At 48.9% G+C, this 13,187-nt stretch carries 10 protein-coding genes and 2 tRNA genes; all 12 read right to left on the bottom strand.

What is annotated here, in order from left to right; genetic code table 11:
- Positions 1-71: 71 nt before the first annotated feature.
- The 12 genes from rpsO to ftsH all read right to left on the bottom strand — a co-directional run bounded on the left by rpsO (position 72) and on the right by ftsH (position 13,187).
- Positions 72-341, bottom strand: a complete 270-nt coding sequence (rpsO, locus tag A7983_RS11555; RefSeq protein ID WP_005971532.1) for a 30S ribosomal protein S15 — start codon at positions 339-341, stop codon at positions 72-74.
- Between the two features lie 121 nt (positions 342-462).
- Positions 463-1,407: a tRNA pseudouridine(55) synthase TruB gene (truB, locus tag A7983_RS11550; RefSeq protein WP_005971530.1), complete on the bottom strand. Its 945-nt coding sequence runs from the start codon at positions 1,405-1,407 to the stop codon at positions 463-465.
- Positions 1,407-1,805 carry a 30S ribosome-binding factor RbfA gene (gene rbfA, locus A7983_RS11545; RefSeq protein WP_005971529.1) on the bottom strand — a complete coding sequence of 133 codons (399 nt, stop codon included), beginning with the start codon at positions 1,803-1,805 and terminating at the stop codon, positions 1,407-1,409. Before rbfA ends, truB begins: the two co-directional genes overlap by 1 nt.
- A 75-nt stretch (positions 1,806-1,880) precedes the next feature.
- Positions 1,881-4,583, bottom strand: a complete 2,703-nt coding sequence (infB, locus tag A7983_RS11540; protein ID WP_005971527.1) for a translation initiation factor IF-2 — start codon at positions 4,581-4,583, stop codon at positions 1,881-1,883.
- A gap of 25 nt (positions 4,584-4,608) precedes the next feature.
- Positions 4,609-6,138, bottom strand: coding sequence for a transcription termination factor NusA (nusA, locus tag A7983_RS11535; RefSeq protein ID WP_005971524.1), 1,530 nt, complete (start codon positions 6,136-6,138; stop codon positions 4,609-4,611).
- A 21-nt stretch (positions 6,139-6,159) separates the two neighbouring features.
- Positions 6,160-6,612, bottom strand: coding sequence for a ribosome maturation factor RimP (rimP, locus tag A7983_RS11530; protein ID WP_025919808.1), 453 nt, complete (start codon positions 6,610-6,612; stop codon positions 6,160-6,162).
- Between the two features lie 216 nt (positions 6,613-6,828).
- Positions 6,829-6,905: transfer RNA gene (locus A7983_RS11525), tRNA-Met, on the bottom strand.
- A 1,335-nt stretch (positions 6,906-8,240) separates the two neighbouring features.
- Positions 8,241-8,327: transfer RNA gene (locus A7983_RS11520), tRNA-Leu, on the bottom strand.
- Positions 8,328-8,351: 24 nt separating this feature from the next.
- The gene (secG, locus tag A7983_RS11515) at positions 8,352-8,684 is read right to left on the bottom strand and encodes a preprotein translocase subunit SecG (RefSeq protein WP_005971520.1); all 333 of its coding nucleotides are present in this window, start codon (positions 8,682-8,684) and stop codon (positions 8,352-8,354) included.
- 251 nt (positions 8,685-8,935) lie between these two features.
- Positions 8,936-10,273 carry a phosphoglucosamine mutase gene (gene glmM / locus A7983_RS11510; protein ID WP_005971516.1) on the bottom strand — a complete coding sequence of 446 codons (1,338 nt, stop codon included), beginning with the start codon at positions 10,271-10,273 and terminating at the stop codon, positions 8,936-8,938.
- A gap of 7 nt (positions 10,274-10,280) precedes the next feature.
- Positions 10,281-11,114, bottom strand: coding sequence for a dihydropteroate synthase (gene folP, locus A7983_RS11505; RefSeq protein WP_005971514.1), 834 nt, complete (start codon positions 11,112-11,114; stop codon positions 10,281-10,283).
- 117 nt (positions 11,115-11,231) lie between these two features.
- Positions 11,232-13,187, bottom strand: coding sequence for an ATP-dependent zinc metalloprotease FtsH (ftsH, locus tag A7983_RS11500; RefSeq protein ID WP_005971512.1), 1,956 nt, complete (start codon positions 13,185-13,187; stop codon positions 11,232-11,234).

Raw genomic sequence — 13,187 nt, 5'->3', positions numbered from 1 at the left:
ACTCTGTTTTGCTGATGCTTCCTAGAAGAAAGGGGCCAAAAGAGGCCCCTTCCCACTGAAACTCAGAAGACTTAGCGACGCAGACCCAGACGTGCAATCAGGCTGGTGTAACGTGCTACATCTTTACGCTTCAGGTAGTCCAGCAGCTTACGACGCTGAGAAACCATACGCAGCAGACCACGACGGCTGTGGTGATCTTTTTTGTGCTCAGAAAAGTGGCCTTGCAGATGGTTGATCTGCGCAGTCAGCAAAGCAACCTGAACTTCAGTAGAACCACTATCGTTAGTGCCACGACCGAAGTCTGCTACGATTTTAGCTTTAGCTTCAACACTTAGAGACATTGTAATACTCCAACATTATAGATAAAAAAACAGGCGCCGATCTCTAATTCAGCCACCCAATAGTCAAGCCGCGCTATTCTACCCTCAGCGTACTGCGATAGCAAGGCAGCAACAGGCGGGTTTACACCGGAAACTCAACGACCAAACGCCGTGGCGCAACGCGACCCTCGTCGTCAATTTCACCCATTCCGATAAATTTGTGCGCGTCGCCCTCGGTGATTCTCACCATGCCGTTCAACGGCGCATTCGCTGCCTGAACGGCTTGCCCCAGCTTCAAATAGCCTGCAACAACGGGCGGCAAATTCACTTCAGGGAAATCAATAACCGGGCTTTCCATCGGCATCAGTAGCGGGTCAAGGGTCAGAGAAAGTGCATGTTCTTGCGTCTGAGCCTGCTCGACCAACGCCGATAGCTGCTCCAGCGTCACCATTCTTTCAGTAGGGTACTTGGCAACCTGCAAGCGACGCAGGTAAATCACATGCGCGCCACATCCCAGCTTTTCACCTAGATCGTCAATAATGGTGCGAATGTACGTCCCTTTCGAGCAGTGAATCTCTAGCTCCAGCTCATCGCCTTCCCAGCGAATAAACTGAAGTTCATAAACGGTGATTTCACGTGCTTCACGCGGAACCGTCAGCCCCTGACGTGCGTACTCATACAGCTTGCGCCCCTGATATTTCAGCGCCGAGTACATGGATGGCACTTGCTGCGTGGTGCCGCGAAAGCTCTCCAACGCCTGCTCCAGATCCGTAGCAGAAAAACCAATCGCACGTTCTTCAATCACGTTGCCATCGGCATCAGAGGTATCGGTACGTTGCCCAAGGCGAGCAATGACACGGTAGCGTTTATCAGAATCCAGCAAATATTGGGAAAACTTTGTCGCTTCCCCAAGACAAATCGGCAGCATACCGGTTGCTAATGGATCCAACGCCCCCGTATGGCCCGCTCTGTTAGCGTTAAAAATCCGTTTTACTTTCTGCAAAACATCATTAGACGACACGCCTTGCGGCTTATCTAATAACAATACGCCGTGTACATCACGGCCACGGCGACGAGGACGACTCATTAATCCTCCTGATCTTCGCCCGTAACAGAACGTCGTTCCGTATCATTTCTGACCACATTAGTCACCAGATTGGACATTCTCATCCCTTCAACCAATGAGTTGTCATAGGAGAAGGTTAATTCTGGAACAACACGCAAGCGCATTGCCTTGCCAATCATCATACGGATAAAGCCAGACGCATCTTGCAGTGCTTTCACCGCGATTTTAACTTGCTCTGGCTCGTTATCATTCAGGAAGGTCACAAAAACCTTGGCATAGGCCAGATCGCGAGAAACTTCCACTCCGGATACGGTCGCCATGCCAATGCGCGGATCTTTCACTTCACGTTGAATGATAATGGCGATTTCTTTTTGCATTTCCTGCGCAACGCGCTGGGTGCGGCTGAATTCTTTTGCCATGATAAATCCTCCAGTAAAAATCGGGGGGCACTAGGCCCCCCCTTACAAATCACTTACGTCGTCGCTGAAAACGGATTACGCGATCGTACGTTTGATCTCAATCGTTTCAAAGACTTCGATCATATCGCCAGGGCGAACGTCGTTGTAGTTCTTCACGCCGATACCACATTCCATGCCGTTACGGACTTCGTTAACGTCATCTTTGAAGCGGCGCAGAGATTCCAGCTCGCCTTCGTAGATCACCACGTTGTCACGCAATACACGGATCTTGTTGTGACGCTTAACGATACCTTCCGTCACCATACAGCCAGCAATAGCGCCAAATTTCGGTGATTTAAAGACGTCACGCACTTCGGCCAAGCCGATGATCTCTTGCTTATATTCCGGCGCCAGCATACCGCTCATCGCCTGTTTCACTTCGTCGATCAAATCATAGATGACGGAGTAATAACGTAGATCCAAGCTTTCCGCTTCAACGACACGGCGTGCTGATGCATCGGCACGAACGTTAAAGCCAAGGATAATCGCATTCGATGCGGCTGCCAGCGTAGCGTCAGTTTCCGTGATACCGCCCACACCGGAACCGACGATCTTCACTTTCACTTCATCAGTAGACAGTTTCTGCAGTGAATCGGAAATCGCTTCACAAGAACCCTGTACGTCAGATTTCAGAACGATGTTCAGTTCAGAAACTTCACCTTCTGTCATGTTGGCAAACATGTTTTCCAGTTTAGATTTCTGCTGACGAGCCAGTTTAACTTCACGGAATTTACCCTGACGATACAAGGCAACTTCACGCGCTTTCTTCTCGTCACGAACCACCGTAGCTTCATCACCTGCGGCAGGCACACCAGACATACCGAGAATTTCTACCGGAATAGAAGGACCTGCGAACGTAATTTCACGGCCTAACTCATCACGCATCGCACGAACACGGCCATATTCAAAGCCGCACAGAACGATGTCGCCTTTATTCAGCGTACCTTCACGTACCAGTACGGTTGCAACCGGGCCACGACCTTTATCCAGGAAGGATTCGATCACTACGCCGTTTGCCATGCCGCTGCGAACCGCTTTTAGCTCCAGAACTTCGGCTTGCAACAGAATCGCATCCAGCAGTTCATCGATACCCGTACCGGCTTTAGCAGACACGTGGACAAACTGAGATTCACCGCCCCACTCTTCCGGCATGATACCGTACTGAGACAGTTCGGTTTTCACACGGTCCGGATCGGCGTCTGGCTTATCGATTTTGTTTACTGCGACAACAACCGGAACCTGAGCCGCTTTCGCATGCTGGATAGCTTCAATTGTCTGAGGCATCACGCCATCGTCCGCCGCCACAACCAGTACCACGATATCCGTAGCCTGAGCACCACGAGCACGCATTGCGGTAAACGCGGCGTGTCCCGGTGTATCCAGGAACGTAATCATACCGTTGTCAGTTTCAACGTGGTAAGCACCGATGTGCTGGGTAATACCACCCGCCTCACCTGCTGCTACCTTGGTTGAACGGATATAGTCAAGCAGAGAGGTTTTACCGTGGTCAACGTGGCCCATGATGGTCACGACCGGCGCACGAGATTCCGCTGCGACACCCATATCACGGTCGCTCATTACTGCTTCTTCCAGTTCGTTCTCACGACGCAGGATGACCTTATGGCCCATCTCTTCCGCGACGAGTTGTGCAGTTTCCTGATCGATGACCTGGTTGATGGTTGCCATCGCACCCAGCTTCATCATCGTTTTGATGACCTGAGAGCCTTTAACTGCCATTTTGTTAGCCAGTTCAGCAACGGTAACGGTTTCACCGATCACAACATCACGGTTCACCGCCTGAGCAGGTTTATTGAAGCTCTGTTGCAGTGAACTTGGCTTACGCTTGCCTTTACCGCCACGGGTAACGGCACGCGCTTCTTCACGGTCAGCTTTGGACTCAGACTGGCGATTGCCTTTCTTCTGCTTGGTGACTTTAGCGGCGCGGGTACGGGTACGGCGTTCACCCTCAACCTGACGGTCGTTTTCATCTTCTGCTTCACGGGCATGATGAGACGTTGTCACGTGATAATCGGCAGATTCTTCAGGTTTAGTCGCACTTTCCGCTTCCCAGCGTCCGGCGTTTTCTTCAGCCATACGGCGAGCTTCTTCAGCAATACGACGCGCTTCTTCTTCAACTTTAAGACGCGCAGTTTCTTCTGCTTTACGTTTAAGTTCGGCAGCTTCCGCTTCACGTTTCGCTTTCTCAGACTGAGCTGGCTTGGTCATATTTTCGTTTTGTTGGTTCGTCACTTTTTCTTTTTCCGCTACATCACGCTTAGCTTTTTCAGCGGCTTCACGTTTGGCTTGCTCGTCGGCAGCACGCTTCGCTTTCTCAGCAGTTTCGCGCAGATCGGCCTCGCGTTTAGCCTGCTCTTCAGCGGCACGTTGTGCCTGTTCTTCCGCTTCACGCCGTGCCTGCTCTTCCTCTTCAGCCCGTTGGGCATCAATCGGATCGCGTTTTACATAAGTGCGTGTCTTGCGGACTTCGATCTGCACCGACTTACTTTTACCACCGGTGCTAGGGACATTTAACGTGCTACGTGTTTTGCGCTGCAGCGTTAATTTACTCGGCGCATTACCGCGATCGCGGTTCAGATGCGCTAATAACGTTTCTTTTTCATGCTGGGTCACAGAGTCCGATTCAGACTTGGTCATTCCCGCATCAGCAAACTGCTGTACCAGGCGGTCCACCGGAGTTTGAATCTCTGCGGCCAGCGATTTTACGGTTACATCTGTCATGCTGTTCCTTTCCTGCTACAGTTCGTTATTCGTTGTCGTCGCCAAACCAACAGATATTACGTGCGGCCATAATCAATTCGCCCGCTTGCTCATCATTGAGCTCTTCAATATCTGTCAGGTCGTCAACGCCCTGTTCAGCAAGATCTTCCAGCGTACAAACACCGATCGCAGCAAGCTTGAACGCCAACTCGCGCGACAGCCCAGGCAAGCTAAGCAAGTCTTCAGCAGGTTGACCGTCACCAAGGCTTTCTTCATGCGCCAGTGCCAGCGTTGTTAATGCAGCTTTAGCACGCTCACGCAATGCTTCAACGGTTTCTTCATCGAAGCCTTCGATAGCCAACAGTTCCTTGATTGGTACGTAGGCCAATTCTTCAAGTGAGGAGAAACCTTCTTCAACCAGCACAGTGGCAAATTCTTCATCAATATCAAGGTGCTTGGTAAAGACGTCGATTGCAGCATGTGCTTCGGCCTGATGCTTGGCTTGAAGATCTTCCACTGTCATCACGTTCAGTTCCCAACGATCGTCAGAACGATGCTGTTTCAACAGTTGGGAAGCCAGACGGACGTTCTGCCCGTTGCGACCAATCGCCTGAGCCAGATTACTCGACTCAACGGCGATATCCATCGTGCAGGTATCTTCATCAACGACGATCGATACCACATCGGCAGGTGCCATGGCATTGATCACAAACTGTGCAGGATTGTCATCCCACAGAATGATATCAATACGCTCGCCGCCCAGTTCACTGGAGACGGCCTGTACACGTGCACCACGCATACCAACACAAGCACCAACAGGATCGATACGCTTGTCATTCGTCTTCACTGCAATTTTCGCACGTGAACCCGGATCGCGGGCCGCTGCCTTAATTTCGATAATTTCTTCACCGATTTCTGGCACTTCAATGCGGAAGAGTTCAACCAGCATTTCCGGACGGGAACGGCTGACAAACAGTTGAGCACCGCGAGCTTCTGGACGAACAGAGTACAGCACGCCACGAATACGGTCGCCAGGGCGGAAATTTTCACGAGGCAGCATGTCTTCACGGCCAATGACGGCTTCTGCACCGGTGTTGGAACCATCAATCGGTCTGACTTCAAGTGAAATATTATCACGGTTCACCTTCTTCACGACACCGGTGATAATTTCGCCTTCTTGCTCACGGAACTGATCGACAACCATCGCACGTTCAGCTTCACGAACTTTCTGTACGATAACCTGTTTTGCCGTTTGCGTAGTAATACGGTCAAAGGTTACGGATTCGATTTGATCTTCAACATAACCGCCAACATCAAGAGAAGGATCTTCAAACTGCGCGGCATCAAGCGTAATTTCACGAGTTGGCAGAGTGACTTCATTCACCACCAACCAACGACGAAAGGTATCAAAATCGCCGGTTTTACGATCGATACTGACGCGAACATCAATTTCCTGCTCGTATTTTTTCTTGGTTGCTGTCGCCAGTGCGGTTTCCAACGCCTCAAAAATCTTCTCGCGCGGAAGGGATTTCTCATTGGAAACTGCTTCAACAACAGCCAGAATCTCTTTGTTCATCCTAGTTGCCTCATCCAAACTTTAAAAGTGGGGTACAAGATTCGCTTTCTGAATGTTGCTCAGCGCGAATACTTCATCTTTGCCTTCCACTGTTATGGTGATCATTTCGCCGTCAACAGCGTTGATCACACCCAACCATTTACGGCGATTCTGGACTGCCATACGCAGCACCACTGTCACCTCTTCACCGATGAAATGCAGATAGTGTTCTGCTGTGAATAAGGGACGTTCGAGCCCTGGAGACGAAACTTCCAGGTTATAAGCGACAGTGATTGGGTCTTCTACGTCCAATACCGCACTGACCTGGTGGCTGACATCAGCACAATCATCAACAGTGATCCCATCTTCACTATCAATATAGATACGCAGCGTCGATTGGCGGCTACGGATGAACTCAATCCCAACTAATTCGTAGCCTAATGCGGCCACGGGCGCTGAAATCATCTCTGTTAATTTTTGCTCTAATGTGGACAAGTCCACCCCCAAGACATAAAAAAAGGGCCTAATAGCCCAGTTGTTTGTTGCCAAATAACAAAAAACCCCGAAAAATCGGGGCTTTATGCAACTGGACCCTAATACCGCGAACCAACGCGGCATAACTTCGGTAAAGGATTTTTTCAAAAATCACTGCAAAAAGAGATAGAAATTGAGTGAAGAACGTATTTGAAAAAACACTTTACTGGAAGTAAGTGGTTGCGGGGGCCGGATTTGAACCGACGACCTTCGGGTTATGAGCCCGACGAGCTACCAAGCTGCTCCACCCCGCGTCCGAAAACGTGGCAAATACTACGCTGACAACCGCAAAAATGCAAGTCATCCATAGGACTGGTTCGAAGGCGATGTTTATACGTGGAATAGGCCCATTTGTCAATAACAACCGCTCGTTTGGAGCGTCAATCACAGCACCAGGGATTCCAAACCGATCGTGTTCCGTCACCCTAGTCGTAAAGTAGGCAAACTGTCGCAGAAAGGATCAGATGCCAAGGAGGTGCGGAAGAGATGGCATTGTAGGAATGTTTAAATAAAATAATAACTAAATGAAATTTATCTTCATTCTTTTTCTAACAATAACATCAATCACAATAATCACAATAATCACAATAATCACGCCAACATCAATATTTCTTATACAGCACTTCAAAAAATCACACTCTCAAATTTATTTATTACAATTTAACAAAAAACACTGCCACACCTATAAGAAACCCATTTTATAATAAAAAAATTAGCACGCCGCATCCCCCCCCAAAAAAAAATAAACCATAAATGAAAAATGGATTCCATTCCCTGTGTTGCAAAAACTCAACAACAAATTAAATTACACAATAATTTCATTTAGTTAAAGCAAAATAACTTCAGATTAAATTATTATACTATCGACATAAAATATTATTAACCATAATTATTTAAGTAAAAACAAAACACATGAGATAAATTAGAAATCAATTATCATTAATAAATATTTAGCGCAATGAATTGTAAAACTCATGAAAAGTAACGCATAATTCTACATCATAAAAATTTATATATTCACACCATCCAATAAATATTACAGAATAGTTATATTATTTCCTCAAAGTTTTTTATATTTATTTCGTGATGGAAAGGATAGCAACCTAGCAGATTTACTCGATTTGAACGACAGGAGCAGATACCTACGGTCATCGTTCAGAGAAGCAATAACGTTGACCTCCCGAGTGTTGGGCCAACGTGCGAGGCTATCCCTCACGTCACATTTTACACTCCACACCTGAGTGCAGACGCTTTGATGACTCACTCGCTGCATCAGAGGCACCAAGCCTTACCTCAATGACAATAGACTAAGTTCGACTGACATGCGTAACCAGCCACAGTAGTACCCTAACGAACTAAAAGCATAGATAAATCTATCTCATCCGGTGCTCCACCGACTGCTGGATACCATGAAAAAAGGACAGTATAAGATAGTGAAGTATATTATTGAGAGAATAGAAAACGCGCCTCAAGCCTTTATCGACTGATTAGACAGCAAACACATTGGCAAGTAACTGGTGCACCTGTAAGGCTAATGCGATAAATTAGAGACAAAAAAATAGACGCTTATTAGCGTCTATTTTTTATGTTGGTACCGAGGACGGGACTTGAACCCGTAAGCCCAATCGGGCACTACCACCTCAAGGTAGCGTGTCTACCAATTCCACCACCACGGCATCACAATTACTGCTTTAATACGCTTACTTCGGAATGTCACTCGCCGGCGCTGAAGGCGTAACAGGCGCTGTTGTCTGTTCCGCTTTTTCTGGCTGGCTCAGGTTATCCCATGTACCGCCTCTCTTCTGCAGCGAACTTAAGTTCCCCAGAATGAGACTGATAATGAAGAACAGGGTCGCCAGTATCGCCGTCATGCGGGTCATGAAATTACCAGAGCCGCTCGAACCGAACAAAGTGGCAGAAGCACCTGCTCCGAACGAGGCTCCCATATCAGCACCTTTACCCTGCTGAAGCATGATCAAGGCAACCAGCCCGATCGATACTAACAGGAAAATCACTAATAGAACTTCGTACATAGTCGTACCCGTTAACCGTTTTCCCCATGATTCATGGAGATGCTATATTCTGGCGGTAAACCGCGTGTCATTCCGCTAAGCTGGATGTAGAGCACATCCCTTATCAAGCGGGTCTGAATACTAACCAAAGGATGTAGAGTACGCAAGGGTAATTTGGTCGCCACGAGTTGATTGCAGAAAAAAACAGCGGCTTTCGACACCAAATGCATATCAAAAGCCTTATCTACCTGATTGATGAATCAAAAAAGCGTTCAGCCGACAGCTTTCACGGCATCTGCAATACGATTCGCCAACGCAATCACCGTCTCTTCGTGTTCGCCCTCAACCATGACTCGAATAAGTGGCTCAGTACCAGATTTTCGCAACAATACTCGCCCACGTCCGGCTAATTCTTTTTCCACATCCTGCGTAATCTGCTGCACATTGTTGTCTTCCAGCGGATCGTTTTCACCCGTAAACCGTACATTGACCAGGATCTGCGGAAATAACTTCATACCACTGCATAGATCATGCAGGCTCATATGGTTTTTCACTATCGCGGTAAGTACTTGCAAACCAGCAATCACACCGTCTCCCGTCGTGGTTTTATCCAATAGAATTACATGACCGGAATTTTCCGCACCAATGCGCCACCCTTTTGCCTGCAGCATTTCTAGCACATAGCGGTCCCCCACCTTAGCACGAGCAAACGGGATACCCAGTTGCTTTAACGCAACCTCAAGCCCCATGTTGCTCATCAGGGTACCTACTGCGCCGCCGCGTAGTTGCCCTTGGCGTAGACCTTCACGGGCGATGATATACAGAATCTGATCGCCATCGACCTTATTGCCCAAATGGTCGACCATAATGAGCCGATCGCCATCGCCGTCAAATGCCAGCCCAACATCCGCTTTCTCAGCCAGCACACGTGCCTGTAGCTGCCTAACGTCCGTCGCTCCGCATTCTTCATTGATATTCATCCCATCCGGTTCACAGCCAATCGCGATGACTTTAGCCCCAAGCTCACGCAATACGCTTGGGGCGATATGATAGGTAGCACCATTGGCGCAATCGACAACAATCTTTAAGCCATTGAGGCTCAGTTCACTCGGGAAAGTTCCCTTACAAAATTCGATGTAGCGTCCAGCAGCATCAACAATACGGCTGGCTTTGCCTAACTCTGCGGACTCAACACACGTCAGTGGCTTTTCCAGTTCAGCTTCTATCGCTTCCTCTACTTCATCCGGCAATTTGGTGCCATCAATCGAGAAAAATTTAATACCGTTATCGTAATAAGGGTTATGAGAAGCAGAAATAACGATACCGGCTTCAGCTCGGAATGTTCGGGTAAGATAAGCAACAGCAGGCGTAGGCATCGGGCCGGTAAAAGAAGCCGATAATCCCGCTGCTGCGAGCCCGGCTTCTAGCGCGGATTCCAGCATATAGCCAGAAATGCGGGTATCTTTGCCGATAATAATTTTACGCGAACCATGTCGTGCAAGTACTTTCCCAGCAGCCCAGCCCAGTTTAAGTACAAAATCAGGTGTAATCGGCGTATCACCAACCTTGCCACGTATACCATCGGTACCAAAATATTTGCGGTTACTCATCTTGTTTTTATTCCTTCGCAGAAAGGGTAGCCTCAACAATGCGCATAGCATCAGCCGTTTCTTTAACATCGTGAACGCGAATAATCTGTGCTCCTTGCATCGCCGCTATAACTGCACAAGCGACGCTGCCATGAACACGCTGCGCAGGCGGCACATTAAGGAGTTGTCCAATCATGGATTTCCTCGACATACCAACCAAGAGAGGCAGTTCAAAGCGATGCAACTCGCTCAAACGAGCCAGAAGCGCATAATTATGAGCAAGATTCTTACCGAATCCAAACCCAGGATCCAGCAATAGCTTACTTTTCGGAATATTGGCGTTCACACAGCGTTCTATCTGTTGTTGCAAGAAATTTCCGATATCCTGCAGCAGGTCATCATAATGCGGCTTGTGCTGCATGGTTCTCGGCATACCCTGCATATGCATCAGGCACACCGGTAAACCTGTTGCCGCCGCTGCCTCCAGAGCACCCGGCTCTTGCAAAGCACGAATATCATTAATCAGGTGTGCGCCCGCCAACGCTGACGCTGTCATTACTTCCGGCTTTGAGGTATCGACTGAGATCCATACGTCAAAGCGTTTAGCAATGGCTTCAACCACAGGCACGACACGTTCCAGTTCTTCTTCCGTACTGACCTCAGCCGCCCCGGGACGCGTTGACTCACCGCCAATATCGATCAGAGTCGCGCCAGCGGTCATCATGTTCTGGACATGAAGTAGTGCCGCATCAAGCTTATTGTGTTTGCCACCATCGGAAAAAGAATCCGGCGTGACGTTAAGAATACCCATGACGTGTGGGCAGGAAAGATCCAGCGTTGAATCTCTGGCGACCAGTTGCATGATTTACCTCCGCATTCTGGTGTAGTTAGCGTGAAATGTGATTCAAGAGCATTCCCAGTAAAAAACCCCAGCCTGGGCTGGGGTTTCGTAATGTTACAAATGCCTATCACGGACGAATTATTTGTCGTCCACTTGCTCAGACATTGTGTTACCAGAATTGCTACCTGGATTAGGCGTCTGCGGCTCATCCACTGGCGTAGGCGCTTTAGGTGCACCGCCGTTACCCGTGTTATTACCTGAACCTGATTCTTCCCAACCAGCAGGCGGACGAACTTCGCGGCGAGCCATTAAATCACTGATCTGCGGCGAATCAATCGTCTCATACTTCATCAACGCATCTTTCATGGCATGGAGGATATCCATATTTTCCATTAACATGCGGCGAGCGCGTTCGTAGTTCGTATCAACCAAACGCCTAACTTCCTGATCGATGATACGTGCAGTGTCATCGGACATATGCTTAGCTTTTGCTACAGAACGGCCGAGAAACACCTCTCCTTCCTCTTCCGCATAAAGCAGAGGGCCGAGTTTTTCAGAGAAGCCCCATTGCGTCACCATGTTGCGTGCAACGCTGGTCGCCATTTTGATATCTTGCGATGCGCCTGTAGAAACGTAGTCAGAACCATAGATAATTTCTTCCGCCAGGCGTCCACCGTAGGCCACCGAAATGCGGCTTTCGAGCTTTTGGCGGCTTGCGCTGATTTCATCGCCTACCGGCAAGAAGAAAGCGACGCCCAACGCGCGGCCACGTGGGATGATCGTGACTTTATGCACCGGATCATACCCAGGAACGAGCGACCCAACGATAGCGTGCCCTGCTTCATGATACGCCGTCGATTCTTTCTGCGCTTCGGTCATCACCATGGAACGGCGCTCAGCACCCATCATGATTTTGTCTTTAGCTTTCTCAAACTCGACCATCGAAACAACACGTTTGTTGCCACGAGCGGCGAACAATGCAGCTTCGTTAACCAGGTTAGCCAAATCCGCACCGGAGAAACCAGGTGTACCACGCGCGATAACTGACGCATCGATATCTGGAGACAACGGTACGCGACGCATATGAACTTTCAAAATTTGTTCACGACCGCGAACATCCGGCAGGCCAACCACAACCTGACGGTCAAAACGACCTGGACGCAGCAAAGCAGGGTCAAGAACATCGGGACGGTTAGTCGCCGCAATAACAATAATACCTTCGTTGCCTTCAAAGCCGTCCATCTCAACCAGCATTTGGTTCAGCGTTTGTTCACGTTCATCGTGACCACCACCTAAACCAGCGCCACGCTGACGGCCAACGGCGTCGATTTCATCGATAAAGATGATACAAGGTGCGGCTTTCTTCGCCTGTTCGAACATGTCACGAACACGAGAAGCACCAACCCCGACAAACATTTCAACGAAGTCAGAACCAGAAATCGTAAAGAAAGGCACTTTCGCTTCGCCGGCAATGGCTTTAGCCAGCAGCGTTTTACCCGTTCCCGGCGGGCCGACCATCAGAATACCTTTCGGAATTTTACCGCCCAATTTCTGAAAACGGCTAGGTTCACGCAGGTACTCGACCAGTTCGCTAACCTCTTCCTTCGCTTCGTCGCAACCGGCTACATCAGCAAACGTCGTCTTGATCTGATCTTCAGTCAACATACGCGCTTTGCTCTTGCCGAAGGACATGGCACCTTTACCACCGCCGCCTTGCATTTGACGCATGAAGAAGATCCAAACGCCAATCAGCAACAGCATAGGGAACCAGGAAATAAAAATAGAAGCCAGCAGGCTCTGCTCTTCCGGTGGCTCACCAACGACTTTCACACTCTTCGTTAGCAGGTTATCCAGTAGCTTGGGGTCATTGACTGGAATGTAGGTCGTGTATCTGTTGCTGTCTTTTTTGATAACACTGATCTCACGCCCGTTAATACGTGCTTCACGGACCTGATCCTGATTCACTTCAGTCAAGAAGGTTGAATAATCCACCCTACGGCCATTCGACTCGCTGGGCCCAAAGCTCTGGAAAACAGACATCAGCACAACTGCGATGACTAACCAAAGAATTAGGTTTTTCGCCATGTCACTCAA

Origin of the sequence: Pectobacterium wasabiae CFBP 3304 (assembly GCF_001742185.1) — a bacterium.
Classification (GTDB): Bacteria; Pseudomonadota; Gammaproteobacteria; order Enterobacterales; family Enterobacteriaceae; genus Pectobacterium; species Pectobacterium wasabiae.
The sequence above is the reverse complement of the archived record's forward strand: the minus strand, read 5'-3'. Positions and strand labels throughout refer to the sequence as shown.

What these genes read in the sequence shown, in the direction of transcription:
- rpsO (WP_005971532.1), bottom strand. Translation starts at nt 341, where the DNA reads ATGTCTCTAAGTGTTGAAGCTAAAGCTAAAATCGTAGCAGACTTCGGT.
- truB (WP_005971530.1), bottom strand. Translation starts at nt 1,407, where the DNA reads ATGAGTCGTCCTCGTCGCCGTGGCCGTGATGTACACGGCGTATTGTTA.
- rbfA (WP_005971529.1), bottom strand. Translation starts at nt 1,805, where the DNA reads ATGGCAAAAGAATTCAGCCGCACCCAGCGCGTTGCGCAGGAAATGCAA.
- infB (WP_005971527.1), bottom strand. Translation starts at nt 4,583, where the DNA reads ATGACAGATGTAACCGTAAAATCGCTGGCCGCAGAGATTCAAACTCCG.
- nusA (WP_005971524.1), bottom strand. Translation starts at nt 6,138, where the DNA reads ATGAACAAAGAGATTCTGGCTGTTGTTGAAGCAGTTTCCAATGAGAAA.
- secG (WP_005971520.1), bottom strand. Translation starts at nt 8,684, where the DNA reads ATGTACGAAGTTCTATTAGTGATTTTCCTGTTAGTATCGATCGGGCTG.
- glmM (WP_005971516.1), bottom strand. Translation starts at nt 10,273, where the DNA reads ATGAGTAACCGCAAATATTTTGGTACCGATGGTATACGTGGCAAGGTT.
- folP (WP_005971514.1), bottom strand. Translation starts at nt 11,114, where the DNA reads ATGCAACTGGTCGCCAGAGATTCAACGCTGGATCTTTCCTGCCCACAC.